Consider the following 20156-nt stretch of genomic DNA (forward strand, 5'->3'; position numbering starts at 1 on the left):
CAGCGGCCTGTTGATCAGACCCCTGCTGGCGCCCCGGCCCGGTGACGGCACGGGCCGAACCGTGCCGCAATCGCCAGCAACAGACCCGAAACCGTTGCGATCATCCCGGCGGCGCTTACGGCGTCCGCAGCGCCAAGCCAGAGCGGGCCATAGCCCGCCAGGACATAGCCGACAACCGCTGAAACCACGGCAAACCCGACGCTCCAGCCCAGCTGACCCTCCAGCTGGTTCGACATCATCCGCGCTGCGGCCGGCGGGCAGATGAACATCGCGATCACGATGATCGACCCCACCGCATCAAAGGCCGCAACGGCGGCGATTGCAGCAGTGATCACCAACCCCAGCCCCAACAGATCGGTGCGGATACCCAGCGTGCGGGCAAACCCCTCATCAAAGGTCGCAATCTTAAGAGGGCGCCAGAACAGAGCGATAAAGACGGTGACCCCGATCAAGGTCAGCCCCATGCGCAACAGCTCGGTCGGCAAATAGCTGAGCGCCACCGGATCCAGCAGCGATTCCCAGCCGGTGGCATCAAGCCAGATCAGGCTTTCGAGATTGCCGTAGAGCGCGTGTTCCACATCCAGATGAACCGCCGATGTATCGGTCTGCTCCAGCAGCAAGACCCCGCCTGCGAACATGGTGGTGAAGACCACGCCCATGGCGGCCCCCGGCTCGATCCGGCCAAGGCGGCGGATCAGTTCGATCACAACCACGGCAACGATGGCGGCTCCAGCGGCCCCCAGCATCATCGGACCCGCTGCGATCACCCCGGTCAGGAGGAAAGCAACAACGATACCCGGTAGAACAACATGGCTGATGGCATCGCCAATCAGCGCCTGCCGACGCAGCAGCAGGAAATTCCCCGGCAGCGCACAGGCGACGGCGGCAAAGACACCGATCAGCAGAGGTGTCAGGGACAACGGGACAAATTCAGCGCCGCTCATGGCAGAACCTCACGGGGGCCGCCCATGCGGCGGTCAATGTCGGAAATCTGGTCGGCAGTCAGAACCGTCTCTATCTCGCGCAGCCCATCATATAGCGCCGCTGCCGCCTCATGTGTCTGGTCGCTGCGCACCAGCGCCCAGCGATGTTCGTCTCGCAGCGCCTTGGCGGCGCGGGCGCGGCCCTGTTCCGTGGGCACCCCATCGGCGCGTAAGAGGCCACGCTGGCGCAGCAATCGCAGGGTCAGCGGCTCATAGATCACCTGATCCTGCGCCAATGCCAGCAGCCCCTGGCGCAGATGGACCCGGCGCTGAAACCGCCGATGGCGCAGCACAGCCGCCAGCACCCCGCGATTGGGAGCCAGCAGAAGCGACAGCGCAAAGAGGCCAAAGCTCATCAGGACGATGATAGGCCCGGTGGGCAGGTTCGGCGCCGATGCAGATACCGCCGCACCAAGATAGGCTGACAGCCCGCCGGCACCGCCAGCCAGCAGCACCACCAGATCGGACCGCTCGGTCCAGAACCGGGCGGTGACGGCCGGGATGATCAGCAGCGCCACGATCAGGATCAGGCCGACGATTTTCAGCCCGACAACGGTGACAGCCATCACCAGCCCCATCATCATCATGTCGATACGGGAGACGGAGACACCCTGTGACGCGGCGTACTCAGGGTCAAAGGCCACCAGGGTCATCGGACGCCGCAGCAGCAGGATCAACAGCAGCGTGGCCGCGCCACCTCCCGCAATCACCAGCGCATCGTTCCACAACATGCCTGCCGTAGAGCCAAGCAGGAACCCCTCCAGCCCGGCCTGACGGCCCACCCCCAGCGTCTGGATTACCGTCAGGATCACGATGCCGAACCCGAAGAACACGGAGAGCACGGCGCCAATCGCGGCGTCCTCGGCCAGACGGGTACGGCGGGTCAGCCAGTTGAGGCACCACAGCCCGGCCATCGCCGAGAGTGCCGACCCAAGGAGCAGACCGGCCAGATTGCGACCATCGCCGCCAAGCGCGACCATTACCAGAAAGGCAAGCCCGACACCGGGCAAGGTGGCATGGCTGATGGCATCGCTGACCAGCGCCCGTTTGCGCAGGAAAAGGAAGGTTCCGGTGATGCCGGCGGCGATGCCAAGCAATGTGGCGCCAATTGCGACCAGCGTCGCATTATAGCCCATTTGCAGCAGCAGGGCGTCCCAAAGCATCAGAATGGCCCGCCGCTCTGTGGGAGAATAGATCCGGGTGCCACGGCCAGCTGGTCAACCTGCGCAGTGGCCAACCGCCCGCCATAGGCGCTTTGCAGGGTTTCGGCGGTAAAGGCCTGTGCAACCGGACCCTCTGCGACTTTGCGTGTGTTGATCAGGAAGACATTGTCGAAATACTCGCCGACGGTGGCAAGATCGTGATGCACCACAACCACTGTCCTGCCATCTGCGCGCAGCTGTTTCAGCACCGCGATAATGGCCTTCTCGGTCGCGGCATCGACACCGGCAAAGGGTTCGTCCAGCAGATAAAGATCTGCTCCCTGAGCCAGCGCCCGCGCCAGAAAGACCCGTTGCTGCTGACCCCCGGACAGCTGGCCAATCTGGCGGGTGGCGAAATCGCCCATCCCGACACGGTCCAGGCAGGCCTGCGCCTCGGTGCGATGGCGTCCGGTGATGCGGCCCAGCAGGCCCAGCTCGCGGTAGAGCCCCATCATTACAACGTCAATCACCCGTGTCGGGAAATCCCAGTCGACGCTGGCCCGTTGCGGGACATAGGCAATGCGGGCCCGTTGGCTGTCCAGCGGCTTGCCAAAGACCTGCACCCGCCCTGAAATCGGCGGCACGATGCCAAGCGCGGCCTTCAGCAAGGTCGATTTACCAGCTCCATTCGGGCCGATGATGGCCGTCATCCGTCCCGGCTCCACTGTCATATCGACAGAGAAAACGGCTGGCTTCTCGCCGTAGGTTACGGTCAGCCCCCTGATGGCCAGCGGCGACCTGTCAAGGCTGTGGGTGATTCCCTCAGCGGCAGCGGGCGCGCCATTGTCGCGAGCCAGTTCCACGCTCATCTCATCGGTTCCCTTCAAAATCCGGCACCGGACAGGCGGCCGGACATGCCCTTAGGTGGCACCTTGGCGCCAAGAGCAGCCGCGATAGTGGTCATATTATGATCCAGCATCCCGACATAGGTGCCCTCATAGCTGCCATCGGCGCCCATCGCGTCGGAGAACAGCTCTCCGCCGATACGAACCTCATGACCTTGCGCCGCTGCCCCTTCGATCAGGGCACGCATCGAACGATCCGAAACCGAGCTTTCGACAAAGACGGCAGAGATCTGACGCGCCACCAGCATATCGACCAGCGCGCCAATGCGATTGAGGCCGGCTTCGGATTGGGTGGAGATGCCTTGAATGCCCAGCACCTCAAACCCGAAGTCACGGCCAAAATACCCAAAGGCATCATGCGCCGTGACCAGCACCCGATTTTCGACCGGCACCTGGGCCAGGATGTCGTTGCCGTAGGCGATGAGCTGATCCAGCTCTGCCAGATGCGCCGCTGCATTGGCGGCAAAAAGATCGGCCTGATCCGGACGCGCATCACTCAGCGCCGCCTGAACCTCTGCGACCATGTCCTTCCACAGGGCCGGGGTCATCCAGACATGGGGGTCATATTTATCTGCATAGGCGTCATGGCCGCGCAGCTTGTCCTTGTCCAGATGGTCGGCGACGGCAACCACCGTCCGTTTGCGCGCCAGATCGTGGAAGAACTCTTCCATCTGTGCCTCAAGATAGAGACCGTGCCACAGCACCAGATCTGCACGGGTCATCGCCACGATATCGGACCGTGTCTGCCGATAGGCGTGCGGGTCTACCCCGGGTCCCATCAGGGCGCGCACCTCGACTGCATCACCGCCAACCTGGCGGGCGGCATCGGCGATCATGCCGGTTGTTGCCACCACTTTCAGCGGGGCATCCGCCCGCGCAGCAGAGCCGTCTGAGCTGCCGAACGTCGTGGCAACGAGCCCGACAAAGGCCATCACAGCAGCCAGCACCAGCTTGTGGGCGATCTTCATTGATGTGCTGAGCGTCGAACGCATGGAGCTGATCCTCTAATTGTCATCTGACATCAATAAGAGCGCTCAGCGATGTCCTGTCAATGAAAATGCGACTTATTCGCAAGAAGAAATGAGAACGGTTCGCAAAAATAGATAATTTTTTGTCCAAACAGTCAAAATTTTACCCCAGACAACCCTGCCCTTGCTTGCCAAGCTTGGGTGGTCGTGCGATTTTCGCACCGAACTCGAATGAGGATTCCCGGCATGGAAAGCCAAATTGCAGAGCACACCGCGCAGCTGCCGCAGGTGGGCGAACCGCGTAACCCCGGCATGGAGCTGGATCTGGACTGGGCGCTTGGGGTTGAGGCAAACACCTCCGCCATCGAGCGTCGCTGTGCCACGCTGCCAGGTCGGCGCAGCGTCAAGAAAGACTATCAGGCGGCCTGGCTGCTGAAGGCGATCACGCTGATTGACCTGACCACACTCTCCGGTGACGACACCGTGGGGCGTGTGCAACGGCTTTGCGCCAAGGCGCGCCAGCCTGTGCGCAGCGACCTGATGACCGCGCTCGGCATGGAGCCGATCACCACCGGCGCGGTCTGCGTCTACCACGACATGATCGAAACCGCTGTCGACGCGCTGGAGGGCACGGGTATTCCGGTGGCCGCCGTGTCTACGGGTTTCCCCGGCGGCCTGTCGCCGTTTCACCTGCGCCTCGCCGAGATCGAAGAAAGTGTGAAGGCCGGGGCCAAGGAGATTGATATCGTGATCTCCCGTCGTCACGTGCTGTCCGGCAATTGGCAGGCTCTCTATGATGAGATGAAAGCCTTCCGCGAGGCCTGTGGCGACGCCCATGTAAAGGCCATCCTCGCCACCGGAGAGCTGGGCACATTGCGTAACGTTGCGCGTGCCTCGCTGATCTGCATGATGGCGGGTGCTGATTTCATCAAGACCTCGACCGGCAAGGAAAGCGTCAACGCCACGCTGCCGGTCAGCCTGGTCATGATCCGCGCCATCCGCGACTATCACGAGCGCACCGGCTACCGCGTTGGCTACAAACCCGCTGGTGGGATCTCAAAGGCCAAGGATGCGCTGGTATATCTTTCGCTAATCAAGGACGAGCTGGGCGACCGCTGGCTGCAGCCGGATCTGTTCCGCTTTGGCGCGTCCAGCCTGCTGGGCGATATCGAACGGCAGCTCGAACACCATGTCACCGGCGCCTATTCCGCCGGCTACCGCCACGCGCTGGCCTAACCTTCAGATGCCACCCCCGGATGCCTGAAAGGCCTCCGGCCCGCTTCCGGATCCGGGCAAGCAGCGACAGACACAAGGCTCGACACATGACTATCAAAGAGATTTTCGACACCATGACCTATGGCCCCGCCCCCGAAAGTGCAGCTGAGGCGCTGGCCTGGCTGGTGGATCAGGGCGCCCGGTTCGGCCATTTCATCGACGGCGACTTCACCGCACCCGGCGACGGGTTCGACAGCAAGAACCCGGCAACCGGCGAGGTTCTGGCCACATTGACCCAGGCCAGCCAGTCGGATGTCGACAGCGCTGTTGCCGCGGCGCGCAAGGCGCAGGGCAAATGGGCGGCCCTAGGCGGCGCCGGCCGCGCACGCTATCTCTATGCCATCGCGCGGCTGATGCAAAAACACGCGCGCCTGTTTGCGGTTCTGGAAACGCTGGATAACGGCAAGCCAATCCGCGAAAGCCGCGACATTGATGTGCCGCTGGCGCAGCGCCATTTCTACTATCACGCAGGCATGGCCCAGCTGATGGAAAGCGAACTTCCCGACCGTGAGGCGCTGGGTGTCTGTGGGCAGATCATCCCTTGGAACTTTCCGCTGCTGATGCTGGCGTGGAAGGTCGCGCCGGCCCTGGCCATGGGCAATACTGTGGTGCTGAAACCTGCGGAATACACCTCGCTTACCGCCCTGCTGTTTGCTGATATCTGCCGTCAGGCGGGCCTGCCCAAGGGTGTTGTGAACATCGTGACAGGCGATGGCGCCGTGGGGGAGATGATCGTCGGGGCCGAAGTCGACAAGATCGCCTTTACCGGGTCCACCGCCGTCGGCCGCCGCATTCGCGAAGCCACCGCAGGCAGCGGCAAGGCACTGACGCTGGAGCTGGGCGGCAAATCTCCCTACATCGTCTTTGACGACGCCGATATCGACTCCGCCATTGAAGGTCTCGTTGATGCAATCTGGTTCAATCAGGGACAGGTCTGCTGCGCCGGCTCGCGACTTCTTGTTCAGGAAGGCGTCGCCGACCGTTTCCACAGGAAACTACGCGCACGGATGGACAAGTTGCGCATCGGCAATCCGCTGGACAAGAGCATCGACATCGGCGCCATTGTCGACCCGGTGCAGCTGACCACCATCAGCGAGATGGTTGCCGCCAATTCGGCCGGCCGCATGTATCAGGCGCAGATCGATGTGCCGGAGCGCGGGTGTTTCTACCCGCCCACCCTCATCGAAGGTCTGGCGCCCTCCGACACGCTGATGCAGGAGGAGATCTTTGGTCCGGTTCTGGTATCGACCACCTTCCGCACCCCATCCGAGGCTGTAGAACTGGCGAATAACACCCGCTACGGTCTGGCGGCGACGCTCTGGACTGAAAACGTCAATCTCGCGCTGGACATCGCCCCCAAACTGGTTGCCGGCGTGGTCTGGGTCAATGCAACCAATCTCTTTGATGCGGCCGCAGGATTTGGCGGCACCCGTGAAAGCGGCTTTGGCCGTGAAGGCGGCTGGGAAGGGCTTGGCGCCTACACCAAGCCAAAGGGCAAGGTCAAAGCTCTTGACCAGATCAAGGGTTTTGACGGTGAAGGTGCACCGGTTGATGCCGTGGACCGCACCGCAAAACTCTATATCGGTGGCAAGCAGGCGCGCCCGGATGGCGGCTATTCCAAAGCCATCCATGGCAAATCCGGCGCGCTGCTGGGCCACGTTGGCCTCGGCAACCGCAAGGACGTTCGCAACGCCGTGGAAGCCGCAGCCGGGGCCAATGGCTGGGCCAAGACGACGGGCCATCTGCGCGCGCAGATCCTTTACTACATCGGCGAAAACCTATCTGCGCGGGCTGGCGAATTTGCCGATCGGATCGACCGGATGACCGGCAAGTCCCAAGGCGCGCAGGAGGTCGAAACCTCGATCCAGCGCCTGTTCACCGCCGCTGCCTGGGCCGACAAATACGACGGGCAGGCCCATGGTGTGCCAATCCGCGGTGTGGCCCTGGCGATGAAGGAACCTGTTGGGGTGATCGGCGCACTCTGCGCGGATGAGGCCCCCTTGCTGGGCCTGATCTCGGTGCTGGCACCCGCCATTGCCATGGGCAACCGCGTGGTCCTGGCCGCATCCGAGGCCTACCCGCTGGCGGCGACCGACTTCTATCAGGTGCTGGACACATCCGATCTGCCCGGTGGCGTCGTCAATATCTTGACCGGCCGTCACGCCGAACTGGCCGAACCGCTGGCCGCCCATCTCAATGTAGATGCGGTCTGGAGCTTCTCCTCCTCTGACCTCTCCGCCGCGATCGAGGCTGCCTCCGCCGGTAATCTCAAGCGTACATGGGTCAACAATGGCATGGCGCTGGACTGGGCGTCGGACCACAGCCGCCGCTTCCTCGAAGCCGCAACCGAGGTAAAGAACATCTGGATCCCCTACGGCGAATAAGCCGATGGGTGCAGCCCAAAGGGGCTGCACCCGTCATATCCTGCAAAAAGGGCGCTACCAGAAATGGTAGCGCCCTTTTTTCCGTTTGATATACCGCCAGCCCAGCTCAGTTGGTGGATTGCAGACCTTCAGGACGACCCACCACGATGAAATGCAGCTGATCCGGCAGCAGGATCTCCGCTGCCACCTTGTTGATCTCGTCCAATGTCACTGCATTCACCTTGTCATTGCGGGTGGCGACGTAATCAATGGGCAGGTCATCCATCTGCATCCCCGCCAGAATGGACGCGATCCGGCTATTGCCATCAAAGCGCAGTGGGTAGGCCCCGGTCAGATAGGTCTTTGCATCCGCCAGTTCCTTCTCCGTTACACCCTCGGCTGCCAGCTTCGCCCATTCGGTCTGGATCACCTCAACCGTCTCGGCGATCTTGCCATTGGCCGAGGCGACGGAGCCCATGTAGACAGCACCAAGATCACGCGGAACCAGGTAGCTGTAGACACCGTAGGTGAGGCCGCGTTTCTCGCGCACCTCCGACATCAGGCGGCTGTCAAAAGATCCCCCACCGAGGATCTGGTTCAGCAGATAGGCCGCAAAATACCGCGGGTCGTCGCGTTTGATGCCGATATGACCGAACAGCGCCACCGATTGTGGCGTGTCGTAGTCAACAACGGTCACGCCCCCTTCGATGGTGACATCTGCCGGTCCTGGAATTGGCGCGCCTTCCGCTGGCAGATCCGCCAGCAAAGTATCGAGAAGCGCTCCCAATTCCGCCTCGGTGATATCCCCCACCGCCCCGACGTAGAGCCGGTCGCGGGCAAAGACCGCTTCATGCGCATCAAACATGTCCTGTCGGGTGAGGGCGGTCACGCTCTCGATGGTCCCGTTTCCTTCGGTGCCGTAGGGATGATCGCCAAAAGCCATCTGCGAGAACACCCGCCCGGCAATGTCATTGGGATCTTTCGCATCGGAACGCAGTCCGGCGAGGACCTGCGCACGCACCCGGTCCAGTGCATCCTGATCAAAGCGCGGCTCGTGGATGGTCTGACGCAGCAGATCAATCGCCCGATTGCGGTTCTCGCTCAGGAATTGCGCCGAAATGGACACGGTATCCTTGTCTGCATCATAGGAGAACCCCGCCGCCAGGCTTTCCAGCGCGCGGGCGTAGTCCTGGGCAGGCAAGGGTCCGGCGCCCTCTTCCAACAGGCCGGCCATCAGATAGGTCGCGCCACGCTTTCCCGGTTTGTCGAGCGATGTGCCACCGCGAAACCGCAGTTCCAGCGCGGTAAAGGGGATGCTGTGGTCCTCGACCAGCCACGCGGTGATGCCACCGGGAGAGGTGACCTCCTTGATTTTCACCTCTGCCCAGACAGGCAGGGCGAGGAAACAGACGGCCATTGCCGCCGTGATGAGCTTTATCGCCTTCATTGGCTTACCTCTTCATCTCGCATCATCCAGCCGGTCACCGAGACCTCCGGTCGCAGCACTTCGCGGGCAACTGCGATGATTTCATCCGCCGTGATGGATTGCAGGATGCGGGGCCAGGCCTGCACATCCTCAACCGTCAGTCCCGAGGCCAGCGCCCGACCATAGCGGTTTGCGATCCCGTCGACATTGTCGCGGGCATAAACTTCGGCGGCACGCAGTTGCAGTTTGATCCGCTCCAGCTGTGCCTCATCGACGCCCTCTTCGAGGAACCGGGCAAAGGTCGCATCAAGCGCGGCCTCGGCATCCTCAAGGCTGATGTCCGCGCCCGGCACGATCAGAAAGTCGAAGGTGGTGTCGTCCAGCGAGACATCGGAATAGAAAACCCCGGTATAGACTGCCACCTGCTGGTCGAACTGTAGCGCATTGGTCAGATACGACGTGCTGCCGCCGCCCAATAGTTCGGCCAGAAGATACAGCGCCGCTGCGCGTTCCTGCGCACCACTGTCACGTTCAGGCGCCAGATAGGAGCGCTGGACAAAGGGCTGCGCCACGCGCGGATCCTTGAAGATAATACGCCGGGCAGCGGTCTGCTGAGGCTCCTTGCTGCGGAGCCGTTCGGGCAGCTCCGGGTTGGCCGGGATCTTGCCATAGCTCTCCTCGGCAAGGCGACGCACCTCTGCGGGATCGACATCACCGGAGACCACCAGAATCGCATTATTGGGGGCGTAGTATGTCCCGTAAAAGGACAGCGCATCTGCCATGTCCAGCTCTTCCATCTCATGGCGCCAGCCAATGATCGGCTGCCCGTAGCGATGGTTGAGATACTGCGCCGCATTCAACTGCTCACGAAACAACGCGCGCGGCTCGCTGTCGGTGCGCTGATTGCGTTCCTCCAGAATGACTTCGCGTTCGGTTTCGATATCCTGTTCGGTCAGGCGGATATTGACCATGCGGTCGCTTTCCATCTGCATCATCAGCCCCAGGCGATCCGCTGCGACACGCTGGAAATAGGCGGTATAATCATAGCTGGTGAAAGCATTGTCCCGCCCGCCATTGGCCGCAACCGTGGCTGACAGCTCTCCGGCCTCCATCGTATCGGTGGCCTTGAACAGCAGGTGTTCGAGGAAATGCGCCACGCCGGATTGGCCCACAGGTTCGTCGGCGGAACCGGCGCGGTACCAGACCATATGCTGAACAACGGGCGCGCGATGATCTTCGATCACGACCACCTGCATGCCATTGTCCAGCACAAAGCTTGTGACCATGTCGCTTGCATCGTTCGGCGCATCGGCGCCCTGTGCCTGCGCTGTCTGAACAAAGTTGCCGGACCTCAGAGTCGCCAAATCCATGGCCACGAGGGCTGCAACAAGCGCGCTGGCCCTGATGATCCGGCGGATCACGGGTTTCATAGGGGGGATCATTGGTGATCTCCTTTTTTGCGGTACGCCAGCGGCAATGGGTAGACCGGTAGCGTCAAAATAGACAAATGCAGCCGGTCAGACAGGGCCACCTGCCCGCGATGGGCAATGCTATACGCCACCCTGTCCGTGTGGGGGCGTGCAAAGCAGCAGGTCCGATCCGACGACATATCATTGGCATTGATCCATAAAACGGACCAACATCGCTGGCATCAAACTACGCTCTAGGGGGGCATGTGCAAGGGAAATGGCGTTTTTGTGATCGCCACATAATCCCGAAAACTGCAGACTCGGCGTTACTCTGCCGGCGGGGCCGACGGGGTCTCGAATCCGGCACGGCGGAATCGTTCGCTGACCACATCCGGCGCAATCGCCTCGCGTTTGTAGGCGTCCTGGTAGCGGTCAACAGGGAACAGCTTGAACCGTGCCGTGCGGTTTTCACGCTTGCGCTTCTTTGCATCGCGCGCGGCGAGATCCGCACGGACGTCGGGATCGACGCCATAGCGGCTGGCGGCAGTGACCAAGGCGCCATCGCTGGCGGGGACACCATCACTGGGAACCAGCGCTGCGGCATTTCCGCCGAGCACGGCGACGGCTTCGCCCTTGGGGTTGCGGTCGGTAAGGTTGGCCGCGCCCGGCGTCGGCTGCGGCAGCGTCTTGTAGCTGGTCGGTTCTTCCAGCGGTTTGGCAGGCAGGACCATAAATTCATCCGGGCCGGTTCCGGAGGGGCGCAGATCACGCAGCCCTTTTTGCCCGCAGGCAGATACGGCCAGCGCGCCCATCAGAACAATCACACCAAAAGGGATCCGCATGACCCGTTACTCCTGCCTGTTTGAGCCGCTTTTATCGTATTTACCCAGCGAGGTCACGCAGGGTTTTTCTGCCGCCCGTCAAATAGGATCAAGCCGGCCGCTCCCGCAAAGATAAAGATGTCCGCCACATTGAAGACAAAGGGATTGTCGATGCCGCAGCAGGACATATTGAGGAAATCGAGCACATAGCCATAGAGCAGCCGGTCGACGACATTGCCCAGCGCGCCGCCGATGACCAGCCCGGCGGACAGTTGCATGACGCGGGCATTGGCAGGCAGGCGCGAGATCCAGATCACTAGCACCAGGCAGATCACCAGAGACAGCCCGATCAGGATCCAGCGTGTGGTGTCAGTGCCACCGCCGAACAGGCCGAAGTTGATGCCCGTATTTTCACCATAGCGGAACCGCAGCAGCGGCGGCAGCACGTCAATGCCGCCGCGATTGGCGACATCCATGACCCGAACCACCAGATATTTACTGATCTGATCCGCAAGCAACGCCAATACCGCTGCCCAGATCATCACTTTGGCTCGCATAGCGCGGCTCCTCTTGACGGGGTTTCGGATGGCCGACCGGACCAAACTGGTCCGATCGGCGTCAACCGTGTCTAGTGGCGGAAATGGCGCATGCCGGTGAAGACCATCGCCAGACCGGCGTCATTGGCGGCCTTGATCACCTCGTCATCTCGCATGGAACCACCGGGCTGGATAACGCAGGTCGCGCCATTCGCTGCCGCTTCCAGCAGGCCGTCGGCAAAGGGGAAGAACGCATCAGACGCCACCGCTGATCCTTTGGCGAGGCTTTCGGGCAATTCCAGCGCGTCAGCCATGCGCTGCGCCTTGACGCCTGCGATGGTGGCACTGTCCAGACGGCTCATCTGACCTGCACCAACACCAACAGTCTGGCCAGATTTGACATAGACGATGGCGTTGGATTTCACATGTTTCGCTACCTTCCAGGCAAAGAGCAGATCCTGCATCTGTTCTTCAGTCGGGGCCTTTTCAGTGACCACCTTCAGGTCGTCCATGGCGCGGTGGCCGACGTCCTTGTCCTGCACCAGCATACCGCCGGAGACCTGACGGGTGGTCAGACCTGTATCCTGCGGGTTGGGCAGACCATCGGTCAGCAGCAGACGCAGGTTTTTCTTGGCGGCGAAAATCGCCTTTGCCTCTTCCGAGGCACCGGGGGCGATGACGACTTCGGTGAAGATCTGGACGATCTCTAGAGCGGTTTCGCCGTCCAGCGGCTGGTTCAGCGCGACAATACCGCCAAAGGCCGAGGTCCGGTCACAGTCGAAGGCTTTCTGATAGGCCTCTTTCAGTGTTGCGCCACGGGCCACTCCACAGGGGTTGGCGTGTTTGATGATAGCCACGGCGGGGCCATCAGCGGGGGCAAACTCGCTGACCAGCTCAAAGGCGGCATCGGTGTCATTGATGTTGTTGTAGGACAGTTCCTTGCCCTGCACCTGCTGTGCGGTGGCGACACCTGCGCGGGCGGAGCCATCCAGGTAAAACGCCGCCTGCTGATGAGGGTTCTCACCATAGCGCAGGGTCTGGGCCAATTGCCCTGCAACGGCGCGGCGGCGGGGTGCCTCAAGCTTCAGCGCGCCTGCCATCCAGTTCGACACCGCCGCATCATATGCGGCTGTGCGAGCATAGGCGTTCTGTGCAAGCCACTGACGGAAGCCATAGGAGGTCTTGCCGTCGTTTTTGTCCAGCTCTGCCAGCAGTGGCTCGTAATCTTCGACATCCACCACAACATTCACGAACAGGTGGTTCTTGGAGGCGGCGCGGATCATTGCCGGACCGCCGATGTCGATGTTCTCGATGCAGCTGTCGTAGTCGCCGCCCTTGGCCACGGTTTCCTCAAATGGATAGAGGTTCACCACCAGAAGGTCGATGGCACCGATGCCATGTTCCTCCATCGCAGCCACATGCGTGTCGTTGTCCCGCAGCGCCAGCAGACCGCCATGCACCATCGGGTGCAGCGTCTTCACCCGACCATCCATCATCTCAGGAAAACCGGTGATCTCGGACACGTCTTTCACGGTCAGGCCTGCCTCGCGCAGCGCCTTGGCCGTCCCGCCGGTTGAGAGCAGCTCAACGCCACGTGCCGCCAGGGCCTTACCCAGGTCGATCAACCCGGTCTTGTCGGATACGGAAAGCAGCGCACGGCGTACGGGGTGAAGGTCGGTCATGGCAGGGCGGTCCTTTTCAGGCTCAGTCGGTTAACGCGGGGTCGTCCCGGTTCAGGTCTCGCACGGCAACGGCAGTCTCCTGCGCCTTACTGAGCGTCCACCGGATGCGCGTGGCATAATTCATTGCCCGCCCGGAGAGAACGATCTGTTTTGCCGCACGCGGCTTCAAGCGGGTCTTTTCCAGGTACACGCTGGGCTCCAGCTTCAATTCGCAGGTCCCATCATGACGGAACACCCAGATCTCCCCGCTCTTGAGCGCCATGGATACTGCTGCGCCCCCCAAGTCAAGGGCTGCGTCCACGTCGGGGTGAAGATGCAGGCGGATCTCAAAGCCGATGCCGCTCAGGGAATGGGCATCCATCGCCTTGTCAAAGCGTCGTTTGTTCGTCGTGTCCAGCGCCAGCAACATGTCCTCGCCCGCAAGGCCACGGCCATCCATGGCGAGCTCCAATGTGCGCGCGTGGGTCAGGCCGAAATGACGCTCATATCCGTTGTGCCCACCCTGGAACCGATAGCCATCTTCCAGATCCGATACATCGAGCGGCACGTTATCCGGGACTTCTGTCATCAGCTCATGTCCACTCCCCCGTTCCGGAGCGGAGAGACGGGCGCTTGAGTGGCCCTCGATGCACAGCGTCGAATGCGACGGCGTGGCGCGCCCGGCACGGCGCCATTCTACGCCAAAGGTTTCGCCAGAGCCGCAGTTCACGATCAGCGGGCGGCGGCCTGAGGTCAGTTCGAATGCCAGCGTGGAGGCATGACCGTTCCATGAGGCGCGCCCCTTGGGCGGCACAGAGGCGTCAATGATGACAGAGGTGCGCCGCCCGGAGAGCCGGGCATAGCCCATTGCAAGCCCGTCGGCATGGCGCTTGGTGACATGGCTCGCTGCCAGCGCATGATCGAGCCGTCCCTCAAGCCCGCGCCCGCCGCCGTGAAAGCGCGCCAGTCCGCCATCGGCGTGGCGCAAAGTACGCAGGGTCGGTGCAATCCGTTCAATTGCTGCGACCTGTGCTGGTGGAACCCCGCGTCCGACATCCTGCAGCGCCGCGGCAGCCCAGGTGAGCAGGGTGAAGACTTCCAGCAGTTCCTCCGGGTTACGGGTCGGCAGCCCGCCCTGATCGTCGATCTGGCTGGCGCATTCCTCGGCGAGGGCTTTCAGGGCCGGATCGACCTGATCTTCGTGCCCCTTGAGTGCCAGACCGGCATAGATCAGCCCGGTCAACGCTTCAAAACGTGGCAATCCGGGTGAGGCCCCCTGCCAGCGCCGCGACAGGAACCACGTCTGGCGGGACAGAGCGCCAAAGAATGCCTCGGATTGTTTTGCATCACGCGCAGCTAGCAGAAACAGTGCATGATTGATCCAGCGGATCACGCGGCGGCCGGTCAGATCCGGCGACCAGCCCGGTCCGGTGCCATTGCCGTGAGCCTCGATCCAGCCCCAGACCCAGAGCTGCGCTTTTTCGCGGGCGCGAAAATCACCGACAGCGGCCAGATCATCCAGCCAGGCAAACCCGTGGCGTTCCGCATCAAAGGCGAGGTCAGGTGCCACAACATCCCAAAGACCGGTCGTGGGCGATTCGACGAGATAGCCTGCAAACAGAAGATTGCCCGCCACCAGCTGACGCCCACGGGCAAAACTGCCAATGGTGCGCGGCTCAGGCTGCGACACAAAGGCCGTGGCACCGGGCTGCCGACGGGCGCGCCTTGCATAATAGCGGTTCAAAAGGCGGGTGCCGCGCCGCGCCATTCTATCGTATCGGGACATGCTCTCTTGCCTCACGCCAGAGAAATTTTCCGGGGCGTTTTGCGCCGAGCATAGCGGCGGTTACCGGGCAAGTCACCGATAATGCGGCAGATACCTCAGGGCAGTATCGGCAAGGGGTTGCCGGTCTCAGTCGGCCTTGCGCAGCTCCGCCATGTAAAACCCATCCATGCCGCCCAACTCGGGCCAGTAATCCGGGCGCAGGCGCAAGCCGCCTTCTTCGGTGATCCAGTCAGCGGCGATCCCGTCCAGCTGTTGCAGTCGAGTGCCAACCGACATGTCGGGAAACATTTCCAAGGCATCCTCTACCTGGCATTCGCCCTCATCCGGCAGGAGCGAACAGGTGCAATAGATCAACCGTCCACCGGGTTTCACGAGGCTCCAGGCATGGGCAAGCATCTGTGCCTGCAACTCAATCAGCGCACCAAAGCTGCTGCCGTCCTTGGCATGGGGCAGATCTGGATGGCGGCGGATCGTACCGGTGGCCGAACAAGGTGCATCCAGCAGTACCGCATCATATGCACCGGTCTGCTCCAAGGCATCGCCGACAACCACCGTAGCGGTCAGCCCGGTCCGGGCGAGATTTTCCGAAAGCCGTGCCATGCGGCCTGCGGATTGGTCGACGGCGGTCACCGTGGCGCCAGCCGCGGCTATCTGCATGGTCTTGCCACCCGGCGCCGCGCAGAGATCAAGCACCGATTCGCCGGGCTGGGCGGCCAGCAGCTGCACCGGCAACGCTGCGGCGGCATCCTGAACCCACCAGTCGCCTGCCTCGAACCCTGGCAGACCAGAAACCTGCACGGACCCGTGGATGCGATAGGATCCTGTCGGCAGCCTCGTGGCGTCCAGCGCAGACAGGTCGGCGCCCGGTTTGGCGGTCAGATCCAGCGGCGCGCCCGCCAGATGCGCAGCCTCGATCGCAAGCATCGCGGGAGCACCCCAGGCCTGCGACAGCGGGCTGCGCAGCCATTTCGGCAGGCGTGGCACCCGCAGCTTGGCCCATTCAGCCGACCCCTGCTCTGCCACCTTGCGCAAGACCGCGTTGACCAGCCCCTTCAGTTTTCCGTGGCGACGATGGCCAGAAATGATCCCCACCATATCATTCACCACCCCATGCGCCGCGCCGCCCTGGCATAACTCAACCGTGCCGATGCGCAGCGCGTTGTGCACGGTGAGTGGTGTCGATTTTTTCAAGTGTTTCTGCAGGATGCGGTCGGCACGCTCGAGATTGCGCAACGTATCTGTTGCCAGGCGCTGGCTGCGCGCGCGTTCCTCTGCCGGCAGTTTATCCAGCGCACCCGCTGCGTAGCATTCCGACAACAGCCTGCCCTCTCCCAGCACCTGATCCAGCAGGTGAATGGCACGGCGGCGGGCTTGGCTTGCATTGGACATGCGGGTCTCCTGACAATAGGGGCAGCGGCGCGATGGGTTGTCGACGCCGGACGCGGGCGTATATCATAGAACGACAACAAGGGAAGCCGGCATGAGTGACGCTAATAAATCCAAGACCCAAGTAGCAGCCCAGCCGCTGCCCCCCGCCGCGCAGCGCGCGCTGGCCGAGGCTGCGGAGCGGCGCAAGGCTGCTGAGGCCGAAGCCGCCAAGCGCCCGGTTGAACTTGGCGGTCGGGACGGCCCCGATCCCGCGCGCTACGGCGACTGGGAAAAGAAGGGCATCGCCATCGATTTCTGACGCCTGACAGACCGAGATCGGGCCTGTTTCTAGGGTTATCCGCCCTGACGGCGCTGAAGCTCAGAGACCCAGAACGTCGAGCATGTCATATTGGCCCGGCTGTTTGTCCTGCCCCCAAAGCGCAGCTTTGATGGCGCCGCGGGCGAAGATCGCGCGATCGGTTGCCAGATGGCGCAGAACAATGCGCTCGCCCTGACCGGCAAACAACACGTCGTGTTCGCCAACGATATCGCCACCCCGGATCGCGCTGAAGCCGATGTCGCCGCGCTTGCGCGCGCCGGTGATGCCGTCGCGCCCGCTGTCGGTCACATCCGCCAGCGTCACACCGCGCCCCTCGGCGGCGGCCTCCCCCAGCATAAGGGCCGTACCCGATGGCGCGTCGACCTTATGGTGATGGTGGGCCTCGATCACTTCGATATCGAAATCCTCGTCGAGCGCGGCAGCGACTTTCTTGGTGAGCTGTACCAGCAGGTTTACGCCGAGGCTCATATTGCCGGCGCGCATCTGCACCGAGTGACGCGAGGCCGGTTCCAACTGCGCAATCTGCGCATCGCTCATCCCTGTGGTGCCAATGACATGGACCGCTCGGGCCTGCGCCGCCAGTTCGGCAAAGGCAATCGTCGCCTCGGGGCTGGTGAAATCAATCACCGCCTGCGCCCTGGCAAAAGCTGCGAGCGCATCATCCGTCACCGTGACGCCGATCTCGGCCCCGCCCATGGCAAGGCCCACGTCCTGGCCGATCCAGTCATGCCCCTCACGCTCAACCGCGCCAACGAGACGCGCGCCAGGGTGCTCCATGATGGTGCGGATCAGCATCTGGCCCATCCGACCAGAGGCACCGGTGATCACGATGCCGGGTGTGTCCGTGCTGCTATCTGCCATGTCAGGGGTCCTCGTCTGTGCGCTGGATCGCGGATGATCTGTTTCGTGCAGGTTTTGTCCTAACCGCTTGTGCTGCGCTTGGCAAAGCCCTGCTTTCGGCATAAATCGGATATATGGCTAAGAACAAACTCCACGAGGGCACCGGGCCCTCACAACGTCAGCTCCGCGTCGGCGAATTGATTCGCCGCGCCCTGTCCGAGATCTTTGCGCGCGGCGACCTGCATGATCCCGAACTGAACCGGCTGTCGATCACCGTCGGCGAGGTCCGCACCTCACCCGATCTTCGTATTGCGACCGCCTATGTGCTGCCACTGGGCGGCAAGGGGCAGGAGGAAACGCTCAAGCTGATGGCCCGCAACAAGGGTGAACTGCGCCGGATCATCGGCAAGAAGCTGGCGCTGAAGTTCACGCCGGAACTGCGGTTTCAGCTGGACGACACCTTTGACCGGATGGATGACACCCGCAGGATGCTGTCGCAGGACGCGGTGCGCCGCGACACGGGCGAGTGATTCGCTGGGCGATGGGTGTGGCGCTGGCCTTTTGGGCAGCGCCTGCTGCGGCAGTGGACTGCCGCGACATCGCCTATGACGGCAACCGCTACACGATCTGCGACGTCGATGTGACGAAAGACGAACTACGCCTGTTTCTGAAGAATGATGCAGGCGAGATCTACGGGCATTTCTCTACAATCGAAAGCGAGCTGGAGGCCAAGGGGCAGACGCTGCCCTTTGCCACCAATGCAGGCATGTACCACCGCGATCGCTCGCCGGTTGGATTGTATCAGGACGGCGATGCCGAAGAGATGCGGCTGGTCACCACGCCCGGCCCCGGAAATTTTGGTCTGCTGCCAAATGGCGTGCTGTGCATCGGCGAAACCCGCACGGATGTGATCGAAACGCTGACCTTTGCCAAAACCGGCCCGCAATGCCGCTATGCCACGCAATCGGGCCCGATGCTGGTGATTGAAGGTGCGCTGCATCCGCGGTTTCTACCGGACTCGACCTCATATTTCATTCGCAATGGGGTCGGGACCAGTGCCGACGGGCAGCGGGTGGTTTTTGCGATTTCGCGTAACGCTGTCACCTTTCACCAGTTCGGCAGCCTGTTCCGAGACCACCTGGGCCTGCCGAGCGCGCTGTATTTCGACGGCAATATTTCACGGCTGCACGCGCCCCAGATCAACCGGAGTGATGCCGGCTTCATGATGGGGCCGGTGGTTGGCGTCGTGGCCGACAGGACGCAGCCGGACGCGACCACGAACTGAGACCGTACAGGGCGCCGACGCAAACCGGGCCCCACGCGGGTGGATTTCGGAGCTGCGCGCGATTGACAGGCCCTGACAGCTGGGCTACCCCGCGCGCCTCTCTCACCGACGATGACATTGGGGTATGACATGGGACGCAAACGCAAAGGGCGCGATATTTCCGGCTGGCTGGTGGTCGACAAGCCCGCGGGGCTGACGTCCACTGCGGTTGTGAACAAGGTCCGCTGGGCCTTTGACGCCAAGAAGGCGGGCCATGCCGGCACGCTCGATCCCGAGGCGACCGGCGTCCTGGCGGTGGCCCTAGGTGAAGCGACCAAGACCGTGCCCTATATCACCGACGCACTTAAGGCATATACCTTTACCGTGCGGCTTGGTCAGGCGACCAATACCGATGATGCCGAAGGCGAGGTAATCGCCAGCAGCGACACCCGCCCGAGCGACGAAGATATCATTGCGGCCCTGCCGCAATTCCTAGGTGATATCATGCAGGTGCCGCCGAAGTTCTCAGCCGTGAAGGTGGACGGCCAGCGCGCCTACAAACTCGCCCGCGACGGCGAGGATATCGAGCTCGCAGCTCGCCCGCTCTGGGTGGAGGAGCTGATCCTGGTGGACCGGCCGGATGCGGACCATGTCGTGCTTGAGATGACCTGTGGCAAGGGCGGCTATGTCCGGTCGATCGCGCGGGATCTGGGCGCGGCACTTGGATGTCATGGCCATGTGAAATGTCTGCGCCGTATCTGGTCCGGGCCGTTTGATGCCGAGGATGGCATCAGCCTGGAAACTCTGGATGAGATGGCCAAATCCCCGGATCTGGATGGGTTTCTGCGCCCGCTGGAGGAAGGTCTCGCGGATCTGCCGCAGCTGACCTGTACTCCCGAAGGCGCGGCGAAACTGCGCAATGGCAATCCCGGAATGGTGCTTGCCTCTGATGTGGGATACGGGGAAGAGGCTTGGGCCTCGCTGGATGGGCTTGCGGTCGCAGTTGGTCATTACAAATCCGGCGAGCTACACCCCAGCCGTGTGTTCGTACGCTGAACCACGGTTGACA

18 protein-coding genes are annotated in these 20156 nt (G+C 62.4%); 6 read left to right on the forward strand and 12 right to left on the reverse strand.

Annotated features, from left to right (window positions below; all coding sequences use genetic code 11):
- Positions 1-14: 14 nt before the first annotated feature.
- The 4 genes from WLQ66_RS13625 to WLQ66_RS13640 are packed head-to-tail and all read right to left on the reverse strand — an operon-like array spanning position 15 to position 3962.
- The gene (locus tag WLQ66_RS13625) at positions 15-944 is read right to left on the reverse strand and encodes a metal ABC transporter permease (protein ID WP_340546880.1); all 930 of its coding nucleotides are present in this window, start codon (positions 942-944) and stop codon (positions 15-17) included.
- A complete protein-coding gene (locus WLQ66_RS13630) occupies positions 941-2146 on the reverse strand; it encodes a metal ABC transporter permease (protein WP_340546881.1) in 1206 nt (401 codons plus the stop codon). Before WLQ66_RS13630 ends, WLQ66_RS13625 begins: the two co-directional genes overlap by 4 nt.
- Positions 2146-2994, reverse strand: a complete 849-nt coding sequence (locus tag WLQ66_RS13635) for a metal ABC transporter ATP-binding protein (RefSeq protein WP_340546882.1) — start codon at positions 2992-2994, stop codon at positions 2146-2148. The genes WLQ66_RS13630 and WLQ66_RS13635 overlap by 1 nt, the downstream gene beginning before the upstream one ends.
- Before the next feature lie 14 nt (positions 2995-3008).
- Entirely contained in the window at positions 3009-3962 is a 954-nt protein-coding gene (locus WLQ66_RS13640; protein WP_374015600.1) for a metal ABC transporter solute-binding protein, Zn/Mn family, read from the reverse strand.
- A 282-nt stretch (positions 3963-4244) separates the two neighbouring features.
- Between WLQ66_RS13640 and deoC the strand changes: the two genes are divergently transcribed.
- Together deoC and WLQ66_RS13650 are read left to right on the forward strand one after the other, a co-directional pair.
- Positions 4245-5234, forward strand: coding sequence for a deoxyribose-phosphate aldolase (gene deoC / locus WLQ66_RS13645; RefSeq protein ID WP_340546884.1), 990 nt, complete (start codon positions 4245-4247; stop codon positions 5232-5234).
- 86 nt (positions 5235-5320) lie between these two features.
- Complete coding sequence (locus WLQ66_RS13650; protein WP_340546885.1) at positions 5321-7657, forward strand: aldehyde dehydrogenase family protein; 2337 nt, start codon at positions 5321-5323, stop codon at positions 7655-7657.
- Positions 7658-7763: 106 nt separating this feature from the next.
- Here WLQ66_RS13650 and WLQ66_RS13655 read toward each other — a convergent pair whose 3' ends face one another.
- From WLQ66_RS13655 to WLQ66_RS13685, 7 genes are all read right to left on the reverse strand, one after another.
- On the reverse strand, positions 7764-9083 hold the full coding sequence (locus WLQ66_RS13655) for a M16 family metallopeptidase (RefSeq protein ID WP_340546886.1): 1320 nt from the start codon (positions 9081-9083) through the stop codon (positions 7764-7766).
- Entirely contained in the window at positions 9080-10504 is a 1425-nt protein-coding gene (locus tag WLQ66_RS13660) for a M16 family metallopeptidase (protein WP_340546887.1), read from the reverse strand. Before WLQ66_RS13660 ends, WLQ66_RS13655 begins: the two co-directional genes overlap by 4 nt.
- Before the next feature lie 293 nt (positions 10505-10797).
- Entirely contained in the window at positions 10798-11313 is a 516-nt protein-coding gene (locus WLQ66_RS13665; RefSeq protein ID WP_340546888.1) for a DUF3035 domain-containing protein, read from the reverse strand.
- A gap of 53 nt (positions 11314-11366) precedes the next feature.
- Positions 11367-11849, reverse strand: coding sequence for a signal peptidase II (gene lspA, locus WLQ66_RS13670; RefSeq protein ID WP_340546889.1), 483 nt, complete (start codon positions 11847-11849; stop codon positions 11367-11369).
- A 71-nt stretch (positions 11850-11920) separates the two neighbouring features.
- The gene (purH, locus tag WLQ66_RS13675; RefSeq protein WP_340546890.1) at positions 11921-13510 is read right to left on the reverse strand and encodes a bifunctional phosphoribosylaminoimidazolecarboxamide formyltransferase/IMP cyclohydrolase; all 1590 of its coding nucleotides are present in this window, start codon (positions 13508-13510) and stop codon (positions 11921-11923) included.
- A gap of 22 nt (positions 13511-13532) precedes the next feature.
- Positions 13533-15275, reverse strand: coding sequence for a heparinase II/III family protein (locus tag WLQ66_RS13680; RefSeq protein WP_340546891.1), 1743 nt, complete (start codon positions 15273-15275; stop codon positions 13533-13535).
- 126 nt (positions 15276-15401) lie between these two features.
- The gene (locus tag WLQ66_RS13685) at positions 15402-16664 is read right to left on the reverse strand and encodes an RsmB/NOP family class I SAM-dependent RNA methyltransferase (protein WP_340546892.1); all 1263 of its coding nucleotides are present in this window, start codon (positions 16662-16664) and stop codon (positions 15402-15404) included.
- A gap of 91 nt (positions 16665-16755) precedes the next feature.
- On the opposite strand from WLQ66_RS13685, the gene WLQ66_RS13690 reads away from it, so the two are divergent.
- Positions 16756-16962 (forward strand): DUF1674 domain-containing protein, encoded by a 207-nt coding sequence (locus WLQ66_RS13690; protein ID WP_340546893.1) that lies wholly within the window; start codon positions 16756-16758, stop codon positions 16960-16962.
- A gap of 60 nt (positions 16963-17022) precedes the next feature.
- Here the strand turns inward: WLQ66_RS13690 and dapB are convergent, their stop codons facing one another.
- Positions 17023-17844 (reverse strand): 4-hydroxy-tetrahydrodipicolinate reductase, encoded by an 822-nt coding sequence (gene dapB / locus WLQ66_RS13695; protein WP_340546894.1) that lies wholly within the window; start codon positions 17842-17844, stop codon positions 17023-17025.
- 113 nt (positions 17845-17957) lie between these two features.
- Between dapB and rbfA the strand changes: the two genes are divergently transcribed.
- The 3 genes from rbfA to truB all read left to right on the forward strand — a co-directional run bounded on the left by rbfA (position 17958) and on the right by truB (position 20143).
- Entirely contained in the window at positions 17958-18353 is a 396-nt protein-coding gene (gene rbfA, locus WLQ66_RS13700) for a 30S ribosome-binding factor RbfA (protein ID WP_340546895.1), read from the forward strand.
- 11 nt (positions 18354-18364) lie between these two features.
- A complete protein-coding gene (locus WLQ66_RS13705) occupies positions 18365-19108 on the forward strand; it encodes a phosphodiester glycosidase family protein (RefSeq protein WP_340547247.1) in 744 nt (247 codons plus the stop codon).
- A gap of 129 nt (positions 19109-19237) precedes the next feature.
- The gene (gene truB, locus WLQ66_RS13710) at positions 19238-20143 is read left to right on the forward strand and encodes a tRNA pseudouridine(55) synthase TruB (RefSeq protein WP_340546896.1); all 906 of its coding nucleotides are present in this window, start codon (positions 19238-19240) and stop codon (positions 20141-20143) included.
- The last annotated feature ends 13 nt before the right edge of the window (positions 20144-20156 follow it).

Origin of the sequence: Phaeobacter sp. A36a-5a (assembly GCF_037911135.1) — a bacterium.
GTDB lineage: Bacteria > Pseudomonadota > Alphaproteobacteria > Rhodobacterales > Rhodobacteraceae > Phaeobacter > Phaeobacter bryozoorum.

Coding starts and splice junctions, on each gene's coding strand:
- WLQ66_RS13665 (WP_340546888.1), bottom strand. CDS start 11,313: ATGCGGATCCCTTTTGGTGTGATTGTTCTGATGGGCGCGCTGGCCGTA.
- lspA (WP_340546889.1), bottom strand. CDS start 11,849: ATGCGAGCCAAAGTGATGATCTGGGCAGCGGTATTGGCGTTGCTTGCG.
- purH (WP_340546890.1), bottom strand. CDS start 13,510: ATGACCGACCTTCACCCCGTACGCCGTGCGCTGCTTTCCGTATCCGAC.
- WLQ66_RS13690 (WP_340546893.1), top strand. CDS start 16,756: ATGAGTGACGCTAATAAATCCAAGACCCAAGTAGCAGCCCAGCCGCTG.
- WLQ66_RS13635 (WP_340546882.1), bottom strand. CDS start 2,994: ATGAGCGTGGAACTGGCTCGCGACAATGGCGCGCCCGCTGCCGCTGAG.
- dapB (WP_340546894.1), bottom strand. CDS start 17,844: ATGGCAGATAGCAGCACGGACACACCCGGCATCGTGATCACCGGTGCC.
- WLQ66_RS13640 (WP_374015600.1), bottom strand. CDS start 3,962: ATGGCCTTTGTCGGGCTCGTTGCCACGACGTTCGGCAGCTCAGACGGC.
- WLQ66_RS13680 (WP_340546891.1), bottom strand. CDS start 15,275: ATGTCCCGATACGATAGAATGGCGCGGCGCGGCACCCGCCTTTTGAAC.
- WLQ66_RS13660 (WP_340546887.1), bottom strand. CDS start 10,504: ATGATCCCCCCTATGAAACCCGTGATCCGCCGGATCATCAGGGCCAGC.
- WLQ66_RS13685 (WP_340546892.1), bottom strand. CDS start 16,664: ATGTCCAATGCAAGCCAAGCCCGCCGCCGTGCCATTCACCTGCTGGAT.
- truB (WP_340546896.1), top strand. CDS start 19,238: ATGGGACGCAAACGCAAAGGGCGCGATATTTCCGGCTGGCTGGTGGTC.
- WLQ66_RS13705 (WP_340547247.1), top strand. CDS start 18,365: ATGGGTGTGGCGCTGGCCTTTTGGGCAGCGCCTGCTGCGGCAGTGGAC.
- rbfA (WP_340546895.1), top strand. CDS start 17,958: ATGGCTAAGAACAAACTCCACGAGGGCACCGGGCCCTCACAACGTCAG.
- WLQ66_RS13655 (WP_340546886.1), bottom strand. CDS start 9,083: ATGAAGGCGATAAAGCTCATCACGGCGGCAATGGCCGTCTGTTTCCTC.
- deoC (WP_340546884.1), top strand. CDS start 4,245: ATGGAAAGCCAAATTGCAGAGCACACCGCGCAGCTGCCGCAGGTGGGC.
- WLQ66_RS13630 (WP_340546881.1), bottom strand. CDS start 2,146: ATGCTTTGGGACGCCCTGCTGCTGCAAATGGGCTATAATGCGACGCTG.
- WLQ66_RS13625 (WP_340546880.1), bottom strand. CDS start 944: ATGAGCGGCGCTGAATTTGTCCCGTTGTCCCTGACACCTCTGCTGATC.
- WLQ66_RS13650 (WP_340546885.1), top strand. CDS start 5,321: ATGACTATCAAAGAGATTTTCGACACCATGACCTATGGCCCCGCCCCC.